Annotated in this window: 17 protein-coding genes; 11 read left to right on the top strand and 6 right to left on the bottom strand. The window is 66.0% G+C overall.

Going from position 1 to position 19,827, the window contains the following annotated elements:
- The first annotated feature begins 83 nt into the window (after positions 1 to 83).
- The 4 genes from ASD71_RS07420 (at position 84) to ASD71_RS07405 (ending at position 4,461) form a co-directional block, all read left to right on the top strand.
- On the top strand, positions 84 to 983 hold the full coding sequence (locus ASD71_RS07420) for an alpha/beta fold hydrolase (protein WP_056561582.1): 900 nt from the start codon (positions 84 to 86) through the stop codon (positions 981 to 983).
- A 129-nt stretch (positions 984 to 1,112) separates the two neighbouring features.
- Positions 1,113 to 2,039: an AraC family transcriptional regulator gene (locus ASD71_RS07415; RefSeq protein ID WP_056561580.1), complete on the top strand. Its 927-nt coding sequence runs from the start codon at positions 1,113 to 1,115 to the stop codon at positions 2,037 to 2,039.
- Between the two features lie 165 nt (positions 2,040 to 2,204).
- A complete protein-coding gene (locus ASD71_RS07410) occupies positions 2,205 to 3,317 on the top strand; it encodes a cyclic nucleotide-binding domain-containing protein (RefSeq protein ID WP_056566548.1) in 1,113 nt (370 codons plus the stop codon).
- A 133-nt stretch (positions 3,318 to 3,450) separates the two neighbouring features.
- Complete coding sequence (locus ASD71_RS07405; RefSeq protein ID WP_056561579.1) at positions 3,451 to 4,461, top strand: tripartite tricarboxylate transporter substrate binding protein; 1,011 nt, start codon at positions 3,451 to 3,453, stop codon at positions 4,459 to 4,461.
- A gap of 71 nt (positions 4,462 to 4,532) precedes the next feature.
- Here the strand turns inward: ASD71_RS07405 and ASD71_RS07400 are convergent, their stop codons facing one another.
- From ASD71_RS07400 to ASD71_RS07390, 3 genes are read right to left on the bottom strand one after another with little or no spacing between them, the layout of a single operon-like run.
- The gene (locus ASD71_RS07400) at positions 4,533 to 6,440 is read right to left on the bottom strand and encodes an amidohydrolase (protein ID WP_056561577.1); all 1,908 of its coding nucleotides are present in this window, start codon (positions 6,438 to 6,440) and stop codon (positions 4,533 to 4,535) included.
- On the bottom strand, positions 6,433 to 6,732 hold the full coding sequence (locus ASD71_RS07395) for a XapX domain-containing protein (RefSeq protein ID WP_056561574.1): 300 nt from the start codon (positions 6,730 to 6,732) through the stop codon (positions 6,433 to 6,435). Before ASD71_RS07395 ends, ASD71_RS07400 begins: the two co-directional genes overlap by 8 nt.
- 13 nt (positions 6,733 to 6,745) lie before the next feature.
- On the bottom strand, positions 6,746 to 7,399 hold the full coding sequence (locus ASD71_RS07390) for a hydrolase (protein ID WP_056561572.1): 654 nt from the start codon (positions 7,397 to 7,399) through the stop codon (positions 6,746 to 6,748).
- A 250-nt stretch (positions 7,400 to 7,649) separates the two neighbouring features.
- Here ASD71_RS07390 and ASD71_RS07385 point away from each other — a divergent pair, with 250 nt between their 5' ends.
- A complete protein-coding gene (locus ASD71_RS07385) occupies positions 7,650 to 8,855 on the top strand; it encodes a S9 family peptidase (protein ID WP_056561570.1) in 1,206 nt (401 codons plus the stop codon).
- Positions 8,856 to 8,934: 79 nt separating this feature from the next.
- The gene (locus ASD71_RS07380) at positions 8,935 to 10,848 is read left to right on the top strand and encodes a radical SAM protein (RefSeq protein ID WP_056561568.1); all 1,914 of its coding nucleotides are present in this window, start codon (positions 8,935 to 8,937) and stop codon (positions 10,846 to 10,848) included.
- A gap of 23 nt (positions 10,849 to 10,871) precedes the next feature.
- Here the strand turns inward: ASD71_RS07380 and ASD71_RS07375 are convergent, their stop codons facing one another.
- The 3 genes from ASD71_RS07375 to ASD71_RS07365 form a co-directional block, all read right to left on the bottom strand.
- On the bottom strand, positions 10,872 to 11,612 hold the full coding sequence (locus ASD71_RS07375; protein ID WP_056561566.1) for an SDR family oxidoreductase: 741 nt from the start codon (positions 11,610 to 11,612) through the stop codon (positions 10,872 to 10,874).
- A gap of 169 nt (positions 11,613 to 11,781) precedes the next feature.
- The gene (locus ASD71_RS07370) at positions 11,782 to 13,116 is read right to left on the bottom strand and encodes an MFS transporter (RefSeq protein ID WP_056561564.1); all 1,335 of its coding nucleotides are present in this window, start codon (positions 13,114 to 13,116) and stop codon (positions 11,782 to 11,784) included.
- Between the two features lie 273 nt (positions 13,117 to 13,389).
- Positions 13,390 to 14,139: an SDR family NAD(P)-dependent oxidoreductase gene (locus ASD71_RS07365; RefSeq protein WP_056561561.1), complete on the bottom strand. Its 750-nt coding sequence runs from the start codon at positions 14,137 to 14,139 to the stop codon at positions 13,390 to 13,392.
- A 98-nt stretch (positions 14,140 to 14,237) separates the two neighbouring features.
- On the opposite strand from ASD71_RS07365, the gene ASD71_RS07360 reads away from it, so the two are divergent.
- The 5 genes from ASD71_RS07360 to ASD71_RS07340 all read left to right on the top strand — a co-directional run bounded on the left by ASD71_RS07360 (position 14,238) and on the right by ASD71_RS07340 (position 19,812).
- Positions 14,238 to 15,125 carry a LysR family transcriptional regulator gene (locus tag ASD71_RS07360; RefSeq protein ID WP_056561559.1) on the top strand — a complete coding sequence of 296 codons (888 nt, stop codon included), beginning with the start codon at positions 14,238 to 14,240 and terminating at the stop codon, positions 15,123 to 15,125.
- Between the two features lie 198 nt (positions 15,126 to 15,323).
- Complete coding sequence (locus ASD71_RS07355) at positions 15,324 to 17,477, top strand: TonB-dependent siderophore receptor (protein ID WP_056561557.1); 2,154 nt, start codon at positions 15,324 to 15,326, stop codon at positions 17,475 to 17,477.
- 88 nt (positions 17,478 to 17,565) lie between these two features.
- A complete protein-coding gene (locus ASD71_RS07350) occupies positions 17,566 to 17,868 on the top strand; it encodes a hypothetical protein (RefSeq protein WP_056561555.1) in 303 nt (100 codons plus the stop codon).
- Positions 17,855 to 18,145 (top strand): hypothetical protein, encoded by a 291-nt coding sequence (locus ASD71_RS07345; protein ID WP_056561553.1) that lies wholly within the window; start codon positions 17,855 to 17,857, stop codon positions 18,143 to 18,145. Before ASD71_RS07350 ends, ASD71_RS07345 begins: the two co-directional genes overlap by 14 nt.
- A gap of 17 nt (positions 18,146 to 18,162) precedes the next feature.
- The gene (locus ASD71_RS07340) at positions 18,163 to 19,812 is read left to right on the top strand and encodes a PepSY domain-containing protein (protein ID WP_056561552.1); all 1,650 of its coding nucleotides are present in this window, start codon (positions 18,163 to 18,165) and stop codon (positions 19,810 to 19,812) included.
- The last annotated feature ends 15 nt before the right edge of the window (positions 19,813 to 19,827 follow it).

The raw sequence follows: 19,827 nt of genomic DNA, 5'->3' as shown, positions 1-19,827 counted from the left end.
AAAGATTAGCAGATGGGCGCTTGACCTTGACATAGGTGTGAGGGTTGAAACTGGCGCTCCTTCAATCTTTCGGATGCATCAGTATGCAATGCAGAACCTTCTTTCGCCACGTGGCGGCAGTCGTCTTGTTCGTCGCGGCCTCGGCGGCTGCGCACTCGCAGTCCCGGCAATACACCGTCACGTCGCCCGATGGCGTGACACTCGCCGTCCAGGAGGCCGGCAAGTCCGATGGTCCGCCGGTCGTCTTCGTGCACGGGCTGCTGGGCAGCCACCTTAATTGGGAGGCTCAGCTTTCCAGTCCGGCGCTGCAAGGCTATCGGCTGATCGCCTACGACCTGCGGGGCCACGGCCAGTCGGGCAAGCCGGTGGATGCGGCGGCGTATACGGACGGCCGGCGCTGGGCGGACGATCTGGCTGCAGTGATCAAAGCGACCGGCGTGCGCGATCCCGTGGTCGTCGGATGGTCCCTGGGCGCCGCCGTGACAACCAACTACCTTGCCGCATATGGCGATGCGCAGATTGCAGGCGCCGTCTATGTAGGCGGCGTGATCGAGCTGGACCCCAAGCAGATCGCGCCGCATCCAGCGCTTTACCGAGACATGGTGTCGCCCGATCTGAAAACCCACCTGGACGCGGAGCGTGAATTCATCGGTCTGTGCTTTGCGCAACCGCCCGATGGCGTCACGTTCCAACGACTCCTGGCCAATGCCGCCGTGGCGTCCTTCGACATGCAGGCCGCGGTGCAATCGATGACGGTCGCGGCGGCGCGCGGCCTTGGCTCGGCGCGCAAGCCCGTGCTGCTGATCTACGGTGCGAAGGACGCGTTGGTGCAGCCCGCGCCGTCAATCGCGCGGGCAAGGGAACTGAACCCCCACGTGCGCAGTACGGTCTATGCGGCATCCGGGCACGCGCCGTTCATGGAGGAGGCGGACAGGTTCAACCGGGAGCTGGCTGCGTTTGTTGACAGCGTCGTGACTCGCTAAGGGGCCGGATAGCCCTGGGGGCGGGTTGCGCTCGCAATGGCCGCGCTTGCGAAATGTTGCTTGTTGCAAAGCAGCATCGCCTGCTATCTTCGAGCCCGAAATGCGTTTGCCCCGATTTGGACAGCTTCAATGCCCGCCTCCCAGCTCCTGATACCCGAACCCATGCCTGCGCGGTCCACCGACACGCTGGGCTGCTCGGCCAGCAAGCTGGCTGTGAACCAGGAGTTCCACGGGGGCGGATTGACGTTCTACCGCAAGCGCACCGAGACCGCTCAGTTCGGCAGCGTGGAAACGCCTGCGTCCGATCGTGGCTTTCTCGTGGGCATGGCGCTGCGTGGCGGCCACCGCCGCCGCATCTTGCAGGGCAATCACGCGTCGACGCACGATTTTGATGCCGGCTCGATCTACATCCGCGACTTCACCGATGATTACCGGGCCGACCTGCAAGGCGGGTTCGATTTCCTGCTGGTCGAAATGTCCCGCGCGTTCATCGAACGCATCAACGACGAGAAGGGCGGCCCGCGTGTCAGCAGCCTGCTGCCGCGCAATGGGCAGCCGGATCCGGTGCTGGGCCATCTGTCGCAGGTGCTGGCGGGCGTGGTGGCCGATCCCTCGCAGACGAGTGGACTCTTCATTGACCATTTGAGTCTGGCCCTCGGCACGCACCTGCTGACGCAATACGGGGCCGGGGCGACCAGCGGCTGGGCGGACTCGGGCGGGGCCCGTGTGCTGTCCCGCAAACTGGAAGCGCGCGCCAAGGACATGCTGCTGGCCTCGCTGCGCGAGGACGCTTCCATTGCGGACATCGCCGAGGCCTGCAATCTGTCGCGCAGCTACTTCATCAAGGCGTTCCGCCAGACGGTCGGCACGACTCCGCATCGTTGGCTGCTGGAGCAGCGGGTGCTAAAGGCTCAGGAACTGCTACGGTCTCCGGGCCGGTCCATCACCGACGTCGCGCTCTTGTGCGGCTTTGCCGACCAAGCGCATATGACGCGCGTGTTCACCAGCGTGGTGGGAGTGGCGCCGGGGGCGTGGCGTAGGGAACACGGGGCTTGAAGTAGCGCTTAGCTGCCGGCAGCCTGCATGGCGCAGCTCGTTGCCGCGGACGCGACCGGTGCGCTTTCATACAAAGCAGGACGCAAGTGGGCAAGACACGCCCCGCGCCGCGGCGCTATCTTGATGGAATATCGTCCACCATCCCGGATGTTCCGAAAGCGTTCCATGCGTGTTCTTGCCGCCGGCGCCTCGCCGGCCAACCCTCCAGCCGATCTTGCCGCGCTGCATGCGCAGGCGTTCCCGATGCTGCCGCGCGCGCTGATCGAGCGCGCTGCGCCCTATGGCGAAGAAATGTCGGCCGAGCCCGGCCGTGTTCTGCTGAATAGCGGTGATCGCGAAGCCGCGTTCTACATCCTGCTGCAGGGCTTTGCGGAAGTGCTGGAAGCAGAGGCTGGCGGCACGATGCGCAGCTTGCTCATTCACCGAGACGGCGAATTCACGGGCAGCCTGGACCTCTTCACCGACCGGCCGAATGCGGTCACGGTGCGGGCCAACACCCCAAGCCGCCTGCTGCGGCTGAGCCGCGCAGCGCTTGAAGCGCTGATCCTGACGGAACGGCCACTGGCGGAAATCATTCTGCGCGCGTTCATGCTGCGGCGTATCGGGTACCTGCGGCAACGTCCGTATGGGGGCGCCATTCTGCGGTCGGTGAAGCGCGGCGAACAGGAAGATTCCGTCATGGACCTGGCGGTAATCGGGGGCGGTCCGGCGGGATTGGCCGCCGCCGCCTACGCCGCCTCCGAGGGACTGCAGACGCTGCTGGTGGGCGGCTCGCTGTCCTGTGGCGACGCACCAGGGCTGGACATGCTGAAGGGGTTTCCAGGCACGATCACCGGATTGTGCGAAGGCCCGCTGCTGCACCGCGCCGAAGACCAGAGCAAGCGCTTTGGCGCGCACGTGCTGCCCCTGCGCTCCGTCAGCCGCTTCGACGGCGGCTGTTACCCCTATCGGGTGTGGCTGGACGACGGCCGGCTGATCGAGGCGCGCAGCCTGATCGTCGCGACCGGCAGGCAGGCGGGCGATGCGGATACGATTCCCGATCAAGCGAACACCGCGTGGCTGGACGGCTGGCTGGACACGGACGACCAGGGCTATATCCATACGGGACGCGCCGCGGCGGGATCGATGCAGGCGCGCGCCTATGAAAGCTCGCAGCCGGGCGTGTTTGCGGTGGGGGCGGCGCGTGCGGGGTCGGTGAAACACGTGTTGGCGAGCATTGCCGAGGGCGCGGCTGCGGTTCGGGTGGTGCATCGGTTCTTGGATGCGTCGGCGCATTGAGCCTCATCCAAATGCCCTAAGACCCGCAAGGATTTTGTGGACAGACCATAAAGTTTTTTCTCTTTGCGCCCGCGAGAGTTTGCGAATATGCGTTTAAAGCTTTCCAGCCATAAGAACGCATCGGGAGACAACCATGATCTGTAAGCCCGCCGCGCGCAAGCGCGTCCACGCCGTCGCGGCCGCCTTCATCGCGGCCGCTGCGTTTGCGGTCCCCGGCATTGCATCCGCGCAGGCCGCCGACAACTACCCCAGCAAACCCATCCGCCTGATCATTCCTTACCCGCCGGGAGGCGCGACCGACGTGATCGGGCGCATCGTGGGGCAGCGCTTGAGCGAAGAGATCGGCGGCCAGGTTGTAATTGAGAACCGGGGCGGGGCTGGGGGCAATATCGGCGCTGCCGAGGTGGCTCGCGCTCAGCCCGATGGCTATACCCTCCTGATGGGGGCGCTGACCTCGCACTCGGTCATGGCTACCCTGGAGAAAGACTCCATCGCGTACGACCTGCGCAAGGATTTCGCGCCCGCCGGCGTGGTCGGCTTCGTGCCGCTGGTGGCCGTGGTCAATCCCAAATTGCCGATCAAATCGCTGTCCGAGCTGGTGACCTACGCCAAGGCCAATCCAGGGAAGCTCAACTTCGCCTCGTCGGGCGCAGGCGCGCCGCAGCGCATGGCCATGGAGCTGTTCAAGCAGATCGCAGGTGTCAACATCGTGCACGTGGCCTATCGCGGCAGCGGGCCGGCCATGACTGACCTGGTCGGGGGCCAGGTCGAGACGATGACCGAGACGGTTCCCGCCGCAATCTCTTTCATCAAGTCCGGCCAGTTGCGTCCGTTGGCCGTGCTTACGCCCCAGCGCATCTCGATGCTGCCGGACATTCCCACCGCCGAAGAGCAAGGTTTCAGCGGCTTCAACGTCAGTTCGCTCTTTGGTGTGATGGCGCCGGCAGGCACGCCGGCTCCGATCGTGGCCAAGATCAACAAGGCGCTGACGACGGCGCTGGCCAAGGACGATGCCAAGAACCAGTTGCTGGAGCAAGGCGTTTACGCGGACGCGCTAGACGTGGAAGCGTCAAAGGCGCGTCTGAACGCCGAGATCGAGCAGTGGGCAAAGGTCATCCGCGAGGGCGGCATCACCGTCAATTAGCTGAAAGAAGCGTGCCCCGGGCGTCCTGAACCATCGACGCGGCCGAGGTCCTGCCCCGGCCGCGCGAGTCGTCAGACGGCCCAGCAGGCGCAGCCCAGCGCGCCCCAGAACCCTTTCAGGTCGGAGACGGGCAGCTTGCTGGTCCACGCGCCAGCGTGCTGGTGGCCGTGGACGTTGCAGTCGTTGGCGCACGCGCAGGCGGCCGCCGCTTCGCGCAGGGTGGCCTGCAGCGGCTTGCCTTCGCTGTCGCCCCAGGCGCCGTAGCCGCCGAACAGGCGCGTGGGCGACCAGTCGGGCATGGCCGGCGGCGGCGCGGACTCGTCGTGCGCGGCGAAGTCGCCCGCGCCCCAGACCACCTTGCCGCCCACGACGGTCAGCAGGCTGCTGGTGTCGGCGATCTCGGATTCCGGGCACGAGAAAAAGTCGCGATCGGGCACGATCAGGTCGGCCAGCTGACCCGCGGCGATGCGGCCCTTTTTGCCTTGCTCGTTCGAAAACCAGGTGACGTTCTCGGTCCACATCCGCAGGGCGGCGTCGCGGTCCAGGCAGTTGCGCTGCGGGGTCAGGCGCAGGCCGCCCACCGTTTTGCCCGTGATCAGCCACGACAGCGAGACCCACGGGTTGTACGAGGCGACGCGGGTGGCGTCGGTGCCGGCCGACACGTTGACGCCTTTTTCAAGCATGCGCTTGACGGGCGGCGTGGCCTCGGCGGCGCCAGGGCCGTAGCGTTCGACGAAGTATTCGCCCTGGTAGGCCATGCGGTGCTGCACGGCCACGCCGCCGCCCAGCGCGGCGATGCGGTCGATGGAGCGTTCGGAGATCGTCTCGGCGTGGTCGAAGAACCAGTTCAGTCCGGCCAGCGGCACGTCCTTGTTCACGCGCTCGAAGACGTCCAGCGAGCGCGAGATGGTTTCGTCGTACGTGGCGTGCATGCGCCAGGGCCAGCGGTTCTGCGCCAGGATGCGCACCACTTCCTCGAGATCGCCTTCCATTTCGGGACCCATCTCGGGGCGCGGCTGGCGGAAGTCTTCGAAGTCGGCCGCCGAAAATACCAGCATTTCACCCGCGCCGTTGTGGCGGAAGTAGTCGGTGCCTTGCTTGTACTGCGAGGTGGCCGTCCAGTTCAGGAAGTCTTCCTTTTCCTGCTTGGGCTTCTGGGTGAAGAGGTTGTAGGCCAGGCGGATCGTCAACTGATCGGCGTCGGCCAGTTGCTGAATGACCTGGTAGTCCTCGGGGTAGTTCTGGTTACCACCGCCTGCATCGATGGCGCCAGTAACGCCCAAGCGGTTCAGATCGCGCATGAAGTGGCGCGTGGAATTGACCTGGTATTCGAATGGCAGCTTGGGACCCTTGGCCAACGTGGCGTACAGGATCGACGCGTTGGGCTTGGCAAGGAGCAGCCCGGTCGGATTGCCCGCCGAATCCCGCACGATCTCGCCGCCGGGGGGCGCGGGCGTGTTCTTGTCGTAGCCGACGGCGCGAAGGGCGGCAGCGTTGAGCAGGGCGCGGTCGTACAGGTGCAGGATGAACACGGGCGTATCGGGCGCCACCGCGTTCAGTTCCTCAATGGTGGGCAGGCGCTTTTCCGCGAACTGATGTTCGGTGAAGCCGCCGACCACGCGGACCCACTGGGGCGCGGGCGTGATGGCGACCTGGCGGCGCAGCATGGCCATGGCGTCGGCCAGGCTGGTCACGCCATCCCAGCGCAGTTCCATGTTGTAGTTCAGCCCGCCACGGATGATGTGCAGGTGATTGTCGATCAGGCCGGGCAGCACGCCGCGTCCGCCCAGCGCGATGACGCGGGTGGCCGGGCCTGCCAGGGGGAGGATGTCGCTGGCGGCGCCCACGCGCGTGAAACGGCCGTCCTTGATGGCGACCGCGTCGGCAATGGGGTTGGCGGGGTCCAGGGTCGTGAAACGGCCCTGATGCAGGATGAGGTCGGGGGCGCCTTGGCGCGCGGGACCCAGGGTGTCAGCCATTGCGCTTGTCTCCACATGCATCGGCGGGTTGTTGGGCGGTGTCGGCGGACGCCTTGGGGCAGCTGGGCAGTTCGCCGAACATGTGCGGTTTTACCTGTTCATGAATGAAGGACGTGCGGGTGGGCTCGTCCGCCAGCAGGCGCTTGACCAGCGGGGGAATCTGCTCCCCCGCCAGGATGCCCAGCAAGCCAACCAGCGCGATCACTGGTGGCGCGGGCGATCGCACATTGAACAGGGCGTAGATGATACCGACCAACAGGCCGAGTCCCAAGGAAACGAGGTAGACCTTCATTGGTGCGCTCCTGTCAGCCTTCGTGGGCGTTGAACATGGACTTGGCGTAGATGATGCCCAGGCCATAGGCACCGCCGAACTTGCGGGCAATGCCGGTCGTCATGTCGTAGGTGTCGATGCGGGCCCAGTCGCGCTGCAATTCCAGCAGATACTGCAACGCGGTGATCGGCTGGCCGCCAGCCTGAACGATACGCTCAATGGCACGGTTATGGGCTTCGGCGGACACGTCGCCGCAGGCGTCGGTGATCACATAAACCTCGAAGCCCTGGTCCAGCGCCGACAGGGCCGGGCCGACGATGCATACGCTGGTCCACAGACCGGCCAGCACGATGCGCTTCTTGCCGATTTCATTGATCTGCTTGATGACGGCGGCGTCTTCCCAGGTGTTCATGGACGTGCGGTCCAGGAGCGGCCGGCCGGGGAACGGCGTGGTGACTTCTTCGAACATGGGGCCGGAAAAGCTTTTTTCGGCAACTGTCGTCAGGATCGTGGACACACCGAAGCCGGCGGCGGCATGGGCCACCAGCGCGGCGTTGCTGCGCAGCGTGACGGCGTCAATGGAGTGGGTCGCGAACGCCATCTGCGACTGGAAGTCGATCATGATCAGCGTGTGATCGTGCGGGGACAGCAGCTTGGCGCCGGGGGTGGGGGTCGCAATGACAGGCACGAGTGATTCCTTCGGTTGCCAGGGTGTGGGACCCCGGCAATGTGCCAGCCGCCCGGCGGGCCGTATTGAACGATAGTCCGCCGGTTTGAAGATTGTGATTGCGGCGGGCGCTCACTTGGACAAAGGCGGTGCGTATTGGCGGGACGAATCGACGAAACGAACTGGCGAAACGGTGTATCGCCACGAGAGAGGCGCTGGGGTACGCTGCTCGAGTCCCGGCGCGTCGCATCATTCCTTCTCGGAGAACCCCATGGGCCTGGCTTTTCAGAACGAAATGCACGACGACTTTGGCTTGCGGCCGGTCGCTTACATGCCGTATGGCGCGGCGGATCTGGGGGAGATTCTGGCCGTGGGGCGGGTGGTGGGGGACGGGGACGACACCGCATTCTTCGAGGCCTGGATGGCGGCGGGTGATCGGCTGGCCGCCGAGGCGCAAGACGCCGAACGCCGCAACCGTGTTGCCAGCGCGCGTGAACTGTACCTGCGTGCCAGCGCCTTCTATTGCACGGCGTACCGGCCGCTGTATGGCGCTCCGACGGATGCGCGGTTGCTGGCGGCCTTTCGTAAACAGATCGCGGCTTTCGACCGCGGCCTCGCGTTGTCCGAGCATCCGGTCAAGCCGGCGGGCATCCCGTTGGACGGCGCGCGCATGCCGGCATATCTGATTCCGGCCGCCGGTCACGAGACCGCTGTCAGGCCACTTGTCATCTTCACCAACGGTTATGACGCCACGGTGACCGATATGTATTTTGCGAGCGCCGTCGCCGCGTCGCGCAGGGGCTATCACGCCCTTGTGTTCGACGGGCCTGGGCAGGGCGGCATGCTTTACGAACAGGGCGTGACAATGCGGCCTGATTGGGAGACGGTGGTCGGTGCTGTGGTGGACTACGCCGTGACGCTGCCCATCGTGGACGCAAAGCGCATTGCGCTCAGCGGCTGGAGCCTGGGCGGCCATCTGGCGCCGCGTGCGGCGTCCGGCGAACCTCGGTTGGCGGCCTGCATAGCGGACCCGGGTCAATGGAGCCTCGCGGGCCCGTTCCGGCCGTTGGCAGTCAAGCTGGGCGTCAGCACGGAAAGCGCGGCGAATCTGGGGGAGCTGGAGCAACCGGTGGTGGACCGCTTGCAGCAATTCGTCATGGCCAGCCCCGCTTTGACGTGGAAGGTGATGCGGCGCGGCTTCTGGGTGCACGGCGTGGACAATCTGCGAGACTACCTGCGTGCGGTCGAGCCTTTCACCCTGGAGGGCCGCGTCGACCAGATCACGTGCCCGATGCTCATGGCGCTGGCCGAAAACGACCCGTTGGCGGCCGGCACCCAGCAGTTCTTCGACGCGTTGCGCTGCCCCAAGACGCTGCTGCGTTTCACGGCGCAAGAGGGCGCGGGGGACCATTGCGAATCCGCCAACCGGTCGCTGTTGAACCGCCGCGTGCTGGACTGGCTGGACGGCGTGCTGTAGGGCGGGTCGGGCCGCGCCCTCCGCGCTGCCTATAATTGCACCGATCCCCGCTTTTTAGACGGCAGTCTTGCCGTGCCTCATGTCGACCTTGCCTTTGCGCGTGCTGTCGGTGATTCCACCGATGACACAGCTGAATACCCCGTACCCGTCCACCGCCTACCTCACCGGCTTCCTGCGTTCGCGCGAGGTCACCGCGTTCCAGGAGGATCTGGCGCTTGCCCTGGTGCTGCGCCTGCTGTCGGCCAACGGCCTGCGCGCCGTGGCGCAGCGTATCGACGCGCTGCCCCTTGAAAAACACACGCAACCGGTCCAGGCCTTCGTCGCCATGCAGGCGCGCTATCTGGCCACCATCGGGCCGGTGATCGGCTTTCTGCAAGGCCGCGATCCCACGCTGGCGCACCGCATTGCCGGGCGCAACTATCTGCCCGAGGGGCCGCGATTCAGCTCGCTGGACGTCTACCTGGACGAGGACGGCGGCGATCCGCTGGGGTGGGCGTTTGGCGCGCTGGGCCTGCAGGACCGGGCCAAGCACCTGGCCACGCTGTATCTGAACGACCTGGCCGACGTGCTGCGTGACGCCATCGACCCGCGTTTTGAATTCGTGCGCTATGCCGAATCTCTGGCGGGCAGCCAGCCGACGTTCGACCCGCTGGCAGAGGCGCTGGCCGCGCCGATGAACCTGGTGGACGAAACGCTGCGCGAGCTTACGGACGCTGCACTGGCGCGCCACAAGCCGACGATGGTCCTGCTGTCGGTGCCGTTTCCGGGCGCGGTGTACGCGGCCTTTCGCATTGCGCAGGCCATCAAGGCGCAGGATCCCACCATCGTCACGGTGCTGGGCGGCGGCTTCGTCAACACCGAGCTGCGCGAACTGAAAGACCCGCGCGTGTTCGATTACTTCGATTTCGTCACGCTGGACGCCGGCGAGCGGCCCTTGCTTGCGCTGCTTGAGCATGTGCAGGGCAAGCGGTCGCGCCAGCGCCTGGTGCGCACCTTTGTGCGCGATGCCGACAGCGGCGCGGTGCGGTACATCAACCTGGTTGAACCCGACGTCGCGTTCGCCGAGGTGGGCACGCCCACATGGGACGGCCTGCCGCTGGACCGCTACCTGTCGCTGTTGGACATGCTGAACCCGATGAACCGGCTGTGGAGCGACGGCCGTTGGAACAAGTTGACTGTCGCCCACGGCTGCTACTGGAAGAAGTGCAGCTTCTGCGACGTTGGACTGGACTATATCGGCCGTTACGAGGGCGCGTCGGCGTCCGTGCTGGCCGATCGCATCGAGGCCATCGTGGCTGAAACCGGGCAGACCGGCTTTCACTTTGTCGACGAAGCCGCGCCGCCCAAGGCGTTGAAGGCCCTGGCGGCCGAGCTGATCGAGCGCAACGCCGGCATTTCGTGGTGGGGCAACATCCGCTTCGAAAAGACCTTCAGCCCGGAACTGTGCGAACTGCTGGCCGACAGCGGCTGCATTGCGGTGTCCGGCGGACTGGAGGTGGCGTCCGACCGGTTGCTGAACCTGATGAAGAAGGGCGTGTCGATCGACCAGGTGGCGCGCGTGACGCGCGCGTTCAGCGATGCCGGCGTGCTGGTGCACGCCTACCTGATGTACGGCTTTCCCACGCAAACCGTGCAGGACACCGTCGACGCGCTGGAATATGTGCGCCAGCTATTTGAAAACGACTGCATCCAGAGCGGGTTCTTTCACCGCTTCGCCTGTACGGTGCATTCGCCCGTGGGCCTGAACCCCGACGAGTATGGCATCAAGCTCAAGCCCTTGCCCGACGTCACGTTCGCCAAGAACGACGTGGGTTTTCACGACCCCACGGGCGTGGATCACGACGCGCTGGGCAAGGGCTTGAAGAAGGCCATCTACAACTTCATGCACGGCATCGGCCTGGAAGAGGACGTGCGCAGCTGGTTCCCGTTCAAGGTGCCGCGCACGACGGTGGCGCGCAATCGCATTGCGCGCGCGCTGAGCCAGCGGGGATAACGGCCCAGGCGCGCCTCGCGTGGTTACAGCACGAAGCCGCCATCCGCCGTCAGGCTGGCGCCCGTGATGTACCCAGCGTCGGCCCCGGCCAGAAATGCCGCGAGGCCCGCGATTTCGCTCGATTTACCCATGCGCCCAAGCGGGATGCGGGGAATGAGCTGCGCCGTCCAGTCCGCCGTCAGGTCCGTCTGGATGGGACCCGGCTGGATGTTGTTGACGGTGATGCCGCGCGGCGCAAGGTCCAACGCCGCGCCGCTGACTAGCGTGGCGACGGCGGCCTTGGTCATGGCGTAGACGCTGCTGCCGGGCGAGCCGGTCCGGACGGCGGTGTTGCTGCCGATGGTGATGATCCGTCCGCCGTCGCGCATGTTGGCGGCCGACGCCTGGATGGCCAGGAACACGCCGCGCACGTTCACCGCAAGCATCTGGTCCAGTTCGTCGAGCGGGACCGCGCCGATCGGGTTGGCGCGGTAGATACCGGCGTTGACGACCGCAACGCTCAACGGCCCGAACAGCTGCACGGCGGTATTCACCGCGCATGCGATGGCTTGCGGGTCGGCGCTGTCGGCTTCAATGGCCAGCGCGCGGCCGCCGCTGGCCTCGATGGACGCGACGACCGCGTTGGCGCTGTCCGCGCGGCTGGCATAGGTGAGCGCCACCGCGTAGCCGGCTTCCGCCAGCCTCGCGGCAATGGCGGCGCCGATGCCGCGGGAGCCGCCGAATACGAGCGCGGCGGGGGATTCAAGGGGAGGGATGTTTTCCATGATGTGCACCGGGTTTAAAGGGTGCTTGCATCATCCTGCTGAACCCGTGCCGGCGCACGCCCGATTTCATGTCGCACTGTGTGCGGCGGGAATCGCCGATACATGCCGGTACGATTGCCCGCTTTTTTCGCGCACAGGCGAGCGGTTGTTAGCCGTTTGATACTGCCCGTCAGGCCGTCGGCGGCGCGTCCGGCACGGTGGACAGCACCGGCTCGGCTGCCTCGGCGCCGTGGACCGCGTTGGTCAGATCTTCGGTCATCTCGTGATCCAGCGCGCCCTGGATGAGGTCATCGGTCACGCGCAGCTCCACGCCCACCGGCGACATCTGCGCGGCCGCCGCGAAGGGCGCGACCGGGGCGGGCGCGGGCCGTTCGTTACGGCGCCAGACGAAGAACGTCACCAGTGCCAGATTCAGCAGCGCAAAGCACCAGAACAGGCCCGCTTCGCCGAACTTCGCCATCACCGGCGAGATCGCCAGCGGACTCAGCGCCGATCCCAGCGAGTTGATCAGCAGCAGTCCCTGGATCATGCGCACCAGCGCGTCGGCCGGCGCGCGGTCGGCCGCGTGGCTGACGGCGACCGGATAAATCGCGAAGACGCCGCCGCCCAGCAGGAACAGCAACGGCATCAACAGGGACGAGCCAGGCGGCAGCATCAGGATCAGCAGGCTGAGCACGGCGCAAAAGACGGCCAGCGCGATCAGCACGACTTGCCGGTCGCGCAAATCCGACCAGCGTCCGACCGGATACTGCAGCACCATGGCGCCCAGGATGACGGCGCCCATCATCTTGCCGACCTCGGCAACGTCCAGGCCGATGCGCTGCAGATACAGCGGCAATAGCGTGTAGACGGCGGCAATCGCCACGCCCGAACCAAAGCAGCCCATCACGCCCGTGGGCGTCATGCGCGCCAGATGCTGCGGCAGCAGCGGCTCGACGCGTTCCACCAGCGGCGAGACGCGCGGAATGATCACCATCGGCAGCACGGATAGCGACGCCAGCAGGCCGGCCACCATGAACGGCGCCATGTCGCCCAGCCGCGTGATCGCGCCCAGTTCCAACTGGCCCAGCATGCCCGAGCCATACAGCGCGATCATGTAGAGCGCCAGCAGACGGCCGCGCATCTTGGCATCGCCCGCCAGCAGCAGCCAGCTTTCGACCACCAGAAACACGCCGACGCTTGCCCAGCCGTTGATCAGGCGCAGCACGAACCACGCTTCACGATCGAAGATCAGGCCCTGCAGAAGCACCGTCACGGCGATCAGCGACGCAAAGCTGCTGTAGGCGCGGATATGGCCGATGCGCAGGATCAGGCGGTCATTGAAGATCGCGCCCAGCGTCAAACCGATGAAATACGACGACGAAATGATGCCGACCACCGTGGCCGATTCGCCGGCGGCGTCCAACTGCAAGGTCGTAAGGGAAGAGATGAAAGCGTTGCCGATGCAGACAACGAACAAGCCAAGTAGGGGCCCGAGCACCAGGCCCAACAACTGCCGAGACATGAAATCCTCGATTTCCAGAACAGCAAAAGCATCCGGTGCGACCGGACAAACGATCAATGGGGTTTGGGGGAGTGCGTCATGGTTCGCCTGGCTTGGGGGGGCAAATGCCATGCGCTTGGGCGCGGGCCGGGCGGCGCGGGGCACGCACGGCGGGAATCCGGCGCGGATTGTAGCGCTGATTGAGGGGAGCCCTGGCTGGACAAATTTACATCGTCTGGGGGCTTTGAGAACCAGCCGCTCTGCGACGCGCCGCCCGCCCGGCGCGGCAGCGCATTAGGTCAGCGCCATCCCGCCGTCCAGCCGCAGGTTGACGCCCGTGACAAAGCTGCTCTCGTCACTGGCCAGATACAGCGCGGCACGCGCCAGTTCGTCGGGGCGGCCCATCCTGCCCAGCGGAATGGCGGCGGCCATGGCGTCGGCTAGGCCCGCGCGCTGATCAGCGGGCAGCCCCAGCTTTTCCAGGATGGGCGTATCCACCGGACCGGGGCTGATGACGTTGACGCGGATGCGCCGCGCCTTCAGTTCCAGCGCCCAACTGCGGGCCATGGCTTCGATGGCGGCCTTGCTTCCCGCATAGACGGCATGGCCTTCCAGCACCTTGGCGCTGGCAATCGAGCTGACCAGGATGATGGACGCGCCGTCGTTCATCACGGGCAGGGCTCGGGTCACGCCGAAGAACACGCCGCGCGTATTCGTGGAGAACTGTCGGTCGTAGTGCTCGACGGACACCTGCGCCGAGGGTTCCAGGATGGCGACGCCCGCGTTGGCCAGGTAGATGTCCAGGCCGCCGAAGCGTTGCTGCACCTCGGCGGCCACGCGGTCGTGCGTGTCCAGGTCGGCCACGTCCCCCGTGATGCCCAGCGCGGCATGGCCAATGGCGCGCACGGCCGCGTCCACCGCGTCCTGCCGGCGGCCCAGGATGACAACCTGCGCGCCGGCCTGCGCGAAGGCGAGGGCGGACGCCAGTCCGATGCCGCTGTTGCCGCCGGTGACGAGAGCGACTTTCCCCTGTAGATGGGTCATGGTTTTTTCCAGAAGGATGAAGGAAAGCCCACTCTATCTATTCCAATAAGCGTTAAATAGTCGTTCTATGTACAAGCACCTATTCCTGGAGGTCATCAATGGACATGCTGCCTGACGCGTCAGCACTGGTCGCCTTCGCTACCGCTGTCGAATCCGGCTCCTTCAGCAGTGCCGGCCGGATCCTCGGCACGTCGCCTTCTGCCGTGTCGAAGGCCATCGCACGGCTGGAACGGCGTTTCGGCATCCGGCTGTTTCAGCGGTCGACGCGCGTGCTGTCGCTGACGCCCGAGGGGGCGGCCTACTACGAGCGGGTGGCGCCGCTTCTGCGTGCGCTGGACGACGCCAGCGAGGTCATGCAGCCGGCAGCCACCGCGCAAGGTCGCCTAAGGATTACGGCGCCCGGTGACCTGGGGCGCTTGCTGATGACGCCCATCGTCAACCGCTTTCTGCCTGCGCATCCGGATCTGAAGCTGGAAATGAGCCTTGCCGACCGGCATGTGGATCTGATCCGCGAGGGATTCGACCTTGCGATTCGCGCGGGCCGTGTGGCGGACTCGGAACTCAATGTGCGGCAACTGGCGCAACTGCGGCTGACGCTGGTGGCATCGCCCGCATATCTGAAGCGGTGCGGCACGCCCCGCACCATCGGGGATCTGTCCGGTCACGCGCACGTGCGTTACCTGCTGGCCGGAAGCCCTTTTCCCATCTCGTTCGTATCGGGGGAGGTCATTCGCCCGGAGGGCGTTTTCGACACCGACGACGGCACGGCCCTGCGCGCTGCCGCGTTGGGTGGCCTGGGCATCATCCAGATCCTGCGGCTGGCTGTGGCGGAAGATATTGCGGCCGGACGGCTGGCCGAAGTGCTGCCCGAGGTGCATCTGCCCCGTGTACCGGTGTCTGTGCTGCACGCCTTCGGCCGCCACGCGCCCGTGCGGGCGCGGCTGTTCATCGACTTCATGGCGGAGCAATTGCAGTCGCTGGCGTAGCGTTGCCCGATCGAGCGCAGGATGTGTGGCGGAATTAAAACAGGTCCATATCGAATCGTTTGCGCCAGCGCAAATTCTGCGCGAGCGACGGGTTGACCACTGCCGTGTTAACGATATTTTTCGTAAGATAAGCGCCTATCATTCTCATTTGCATTGAACTTGAGGGCGTGGAAAGTGTCTGAGGAAAAATTGATTTCGATGGATTCGCGTGCGGCGCGAATCGCGCCTTGCGTGGCGCTGACCCTGTTGTTGCCGCTGCACGCAACGTACGCGCAGGACGCGCGGCAGGCGACTACGCTGCAGCCGGTCACCGTGACTGCCGGCGCGGTGGGCGACGCGGATCTGCCGCCGGTCTATGCCGGGGGGCAGGTCGCCGAAGGCGCGCGGCTCGGCCTCATGGGAAACCAGTCCGTCATGGACACGCCGTTCAACGTCACCAGCTATACGTCCGAACTCATCAAGAACCAGCAGGCGCGCACGCTGGCTGATGTGATGGCGAACGATCCGTCGGTGCGTTTCACGACCTCCAGTGGCCACGCCTACGAGAACTTCCGCATCCGGGGCTTCGACGTCAACCAGAACGATGTGGCCATCAACGGCCTGTACGGCCTGGCGCCCATGGGCCGCACGCCCGTGGAGTTCGTCGAGCGGGTTGAGGTGCTGAAGGGGCCCAACGCGCTGTTCAGCGGCATGGCGCCCAGCGGCGCGGTCGGCGGAACGGTCAATCTGGTCACCAAGCGCGCGACCGACACGCCCACGGCTACGTTCGGCGTGGACTGGCTGTCCGATGGGCAACTGGGCACGACCATCGACGCCGGCCGGCGTTTTGGCGCCAGCAACGAATGGGGCGCGCGCGTAAACGGTTCGTTCAGCGACGGCGCCACCACGCTGGACGGCCAATCCAGAAAGCGCGAATTCCTCTCGGCGGGCCTGGATTACCGCGGCAGCGCGCTGACGGCATCCATCGACGCGTACCACAGCCAGGAATCGTTCACGGGTGGCACACCAGCGATGTTCTGGTTTGCGAGTCCGGTGGTGCCGGTGGCGCCCGATCCCCGTATCAACCAGTTCAGCACCGCGTACGGCAGCATCCAGAGCAACGCCATCATGGGCCAGGCAGAGTACCGCTTCAACGAGCACGTCTCGGCGTTTGCGGGCGTGGGCCGGCGCGACAGCGACCAGTCCGGCCTCATCAACGGGACGCATGCCCGGCAGATCCAGCCCAACGGCGACTTCACTGGCCAGATCGTGGGCCAGCGCGCCTACACCGACGCCACCACCGCCGAGGGCGGCCTGCGCACCCGCTTCAAGACGGGCAGCGTGGGCCATGAACTCGTGCTGCAGGCGTCCTACCTGAAGCTCGAGGACGGATCGGCCACCGGTCCCGCTTCGGTATTCCGGTCCAACATCTACAACCCCGTCACGCCGGTCATGCCGGCGCTGCCGGGCAGCCCGCCCAAGACCAGCGAGAACACGCTGACCAGCCTGGCGCTGGTCGACACCATGTCGTTCCTGGACGACAAGCTTCGCGTGACTGGCGGTGTGCGCAACCAGCGCGTGAAGACCAGCAACTTCGACAAGACAGGCAAGACCACGGCGCGCTACGACGAAGACGCCGTGACGCCGGCCGTGGCTGTCGTCGTCAAGCCGTGGGGACCCGACCTCTCGTTCTACGCCAATTACGTCGAGGGCCTCAGCAAGGGCGACAGCGTCACCGACACGACCGCGACCAACTTTGGTGAAGTCTTCGCTCCATACAAAACCAAGCAGAAGGAACTGGGCGTCAAATGGAACGCCGGCACCTTTACCAACACGCTGGCGCTTTTTGAGATCGACAAGCCGATGCTCGTGACCGAAGGTTCGACGGCACGGCCCACGTATGCGGACGGCGGCGAAAAGCGCGTGCGCGGCGTGGAGTGGAATACGTTTGGCGAGATCGCTCAAGGCGTGCGCGTGCTGGGCGGTGTCACGTACACGCAGGGCACGCAGGTCAAGACCTCGTATGGCCGCTACGACGGCAATACCGCCGTCGGCGCGCCGCGCTGGCAGGTCAACACCGGGGTGGAATGGGATACGCCGTGGGTGCCCGGCCTGACGCTGACCGGACGCATCCAGGCGACGTCGCGCCAGTACGCGGATTCGGCCAACAACATCGAGATTCCCGGCTGGGGCCAGGTTGACCTTGGCGCGCGCTATGCGACGCAGATCAACGGCCGCGACGTGGTACTGCGTCTGAACGTCAACAACGTGTTCAACAAGTATTACTACGCGGGCATCTTCAGCGACACCACGCCGATTGCGACGCTGGGACCGGCCCGCAGCGTCATGGCGTCCGCCGCGATCACGTTCTGACACGCGGCTTGCGAGGCGTCCGCCGCGCCGCCGGATCCACCGATCCTGGCGCACGGCGGGCCCAAACACCATTCATCCCGGGGCGACCATGCCAGTCCTCATTCTTGCCAGCCTGATTGCCTTGTGCGCCGGCTGCTTCTGCATTTATCGCGCTTCGCCCAACCAGCAGTGGGCAAGCGCGCCTTGGGCCGCCGCACCCGCCCGCACGGCGGGCATCGCGCTGCTGACGTTGGGCGGCTCGGGGTGTCTTTACGGATTCACCGTGGTGACCGCGGTGTTCGTGTTCTGTACGGCGCTGATGCTGTTTGTCTGCCTGATTCCGTATCTGGCTGTACTGCGCCGGATATACGGCGGGGGCATGCAGCGGGGAGAACGCGATGAAGCCCGCTAAGCCCGCGCCCATTCAGCGAGACTGGGTCTCAAAGAGTCTGGCCGGCGCGTTGTTGGGATTCGCAATCGCCCTGGGCGCCAGCGCGCTGCTGGCCGCGTTGACGACCTCGGTGCCGCTTGCGACCCGCTCGCAGCTTGCCATGTGGCTGGTGCCGCCCGTGTGGCTGGGCATCGCGTCCACCGTTTACTTCTTCGGCAGCGGTCTGCGCGCCTGGTGCTGGCTGGGCGGGACCTGCCTGGCGCTCTATGGCGGGCTGTACGCGGCCGGCGCGCTTTAAGCAGGAGGATCGCCATCATGCGAGCCGACTACATCCGCATCTACAAATCCGTGCACACCTGGACCGGCATCCTGACCGGCATGGCGCTTTTCATCGCGTTTTACGCGGGCGCGCTGACCTTGTTCAAGGAACCAATCGCGCGCTGGGCGTCGCCGCGGCCAGACGTGGCGATGTCGCCGCTTGATACCGCGCCCGACCTGATCACCAGGACGCTGGCGGCGCGGCCCGACGTGGCCAAGGGCTTCACCATCCATCTGCAGCCCACCGAAAACGTGCCCGCGCGCATGGCCTGGGAAGTGCGCGACCCGCAAGCCGACGATCATGACGAATCCTCCGTGCGGCATTATGTCGCGCGCCTGGACGCGGGCGGGGCCGTGCAGATCGGCGAGGCCGCGCCCAGCGGGCTGGGCAATTTCATCGACGTGCTGCATCGCGTGGTGGGTCTGCCGGCTGACAGCGATCCCAACCGCTGGTTCATGGGCATCGTCGCGTCGTTGTACGGGATCGCGCTGGTGTCCGGCGTCATCGTCCTGCTTCCTTCGCTGGTCAAGGATTTCTTCGCGCTGCGGGTGGGCAAGAACCGCAAACGCATGTGGCTGGACGCGCACAACGTGGTGGGCATTGTCTCGCTGCCGTTCCATATCGTGATGGCGCTCAGCTCTGTCGTGTTCGCCTTTCACGACGGGATCTACGACATTCAGGACCGGCTGATGTACGCCGGCAAGCTGGAATCGGTATTCCAGCGCGGGGGTGGAGCCACGCCCGACGCTGCGCCGCGCGATCCTTCGGTCATGCTGACGCCGAAGGCGTTGCTGCAGCATGCGCGCAAGGTATCGCCAACGTTCGAGCCCAGTGCGTTGCAGTACACGCAGGTGACGGCGCCTCGCGCCATCGTCCGTATCTGGGGCAAGGACCCGGCCGCGGTGTCGCCGCGCGCCCGCGGCGGTTTCGTGGCGATGGACCCGTACAGCGGCAAGGTGCTCAACACCGACTACCTGCCGGGCCGCCAGGATGCGGCCAACCTGTGGGTCAGCAGCTTTTTTGCGTTGCACATGGCGTCCTTCGGCGGCGCGGCGGTGCAGTGGCTGTACTTCGTGCTGGGGCTGGCGGGCGCGTGGCTGTTCTACAGCGGCAACCTGCTCTGGATCGAATCGCGCCGCAAGCGCGCGGATCGGCGGACCGGCGCGGTGCCGGTGCAGCGGCTCGATACTCGGTTGATGGCGTCCGCGACGGTAGGCGTGTGCCTGGGCAGCGTGTGCGGCATGTCGCTCATGATGGTCGCCGCCAAAGGTCTGCACGGTCATGTCGCCGACTTGAACGCGTGGATCAAGGGGCTGTACTACGCGGCGTTTTTCGCGGCCATCGCCTGGTCGTTCCTGCGTGGCGGGGCGAAGGCGGCGGTGCATCTGCTGTGGCTGGCGGCCGCGTTCACATTGGCGATTCCCCTGACCTCGCTGTTGGGCGCGGTGGCGCCGTCAACCGGCTTGTGGGCGCACACGTCGGCCGCAACGCTGGGTGTGGATGCGACGGCGCTGGCCATGGCGTTGGGGTTCGCGTGGATGGCGGTCGTCACGCGCCGGCGGTTGGGGCGCGGCGAGGCGGACAGCGCGTGGGCGCTGCGGCGCCTGCGTTCCGGGGCTGACTCCGCGGCTGAAACCCAGGGCTGAAACCCAGGGCCTGGC

This window comes from Achromobacter sp. Root565 (genome assembly GCF_001427425.1).
Classification (GTDB): Bacteria; Pseudomonadota; Gammaproteobacteria; order Burkholderiales; family Burkholderiaceae_B; genus Achromobacter; species Achromobacter spanius_D.
This window is presented reverse-complemented; position numbering and strand designations above follow the sequence as displayed.

Bases quoted from the DNA above. Each gene is read 5' to 3' on its own strand.
- ASD71_RS07420 (WP_056561582.1), top strand. From the start codon at position 84: ATGCAATGCAGAACCTTCTTTCGCCACGTGGCGGCAGTCGTCTTGTTC.
- ASD71_RS07415 (WP_056561580.1), top strand. From the start codon at position 1,113: ATGCCCGCCTCCCAGCTCCTGATACCCGAACCCATGCCTGCGCGGTCC.
- ASD71_RS07410 (WP_056566548.1), top strand. From the start codon at position 2,205: ATGCGTGTTCTTGCCGCCGGCGCCTCGCCGGCCAACCCTCCAGCCGAT.
- ASD71_RS07405 (WP_056561579.1), top strand. From the start codon at position 3,451: ATGATCTGTAAGCCCGCCGCGCGCAAGCGCGTCCACGCCGTCGCGGCC.
- ASD71_RS07400 (WP_056561577.1), bottom strand. From the start codon at position 6,440: ATGGCTGACACCCTGGGTCCCGCGCGCCAAGGCGCCCCCGACCTCATC.
- ASD71_RS07395 (WP_056561574.1), bottom strand. From the start codon at position 6,732: ATGAAGGTCTACCTCGTTTCCTTGGGACTCGGCCTGTTGGTCGGTATC.
- ASD71_RS07385 (WP_056561570.1), top strand. From the start codon at position 7,650: ATGGGCCTGGCTTTTCAGAACGAAATGCACGACGACTTTGGCTTGCGG.
- ASD71_RS07380 (WP_056561568.1), top strand. From the start codon at position 8,935: ATGTCGACCTTGCCTTTGCGCGTGCTGTCGGTGATTCCACCGATGACA.
- ASD71_RS07375 (WP_056561566.1), bottom strand. From the start codon at position 11,612: ATGGAAAACATCCCTCCCCTTGAATCCCCCGCCGCGCTCGTATTCGGC.
- ASD71_RS07370 (WP_056561564.1), bottom strand. From the start codon at position 13,116: ATGTCTCGGCAGTTGTTGGGCCTGGTGCTCGGGCCCCTACTTGGCTTG.
- ASD71_RS07365 (WP_056561561.1), bottom strand. From the start codon at position 14,139: ATGACCCATCTACAGGGGAAAGTCGCTCTCGTCACCGGCGGCAACAGC.
- ASD71_RS07360 (WP_056561559.1), top strand. From the start codon at position 14,238: ATGGACATGCTGCCTGACGCGTCAGCACTGGTCGCCTTCGCTACCGCT.
- ASD71_RS07355 (WP_056561557.1), top strand. From the start codon at position 15,324: ATGGATTCGCGTGCGGCGCGAATCGCGCCTTGCGTGGCGCTGACCCTG.
- ASD71_RS07350 (WP_056561555.1), top strand. From the start codon at position 17,566: ATGCCAGTCCTCATTCTTGCCAGCCTGATTGCCTTGTGCGCCGGCTGC.
- ASD71_RS07345 (WP_056561553.1), top strand. From the start codon at position 17,855: ATGAAGCCCGCTAAGCCCGCGCCCATTCAGCGAGACTGGGTCTCAAAG.
- ASD71_RS07340 (WP_056561552.1), top strand. From the start codon at position 18,163: ATGCGAGCCGACTACATCCGCATCTACAAATCCGTGCACACCTGGACC.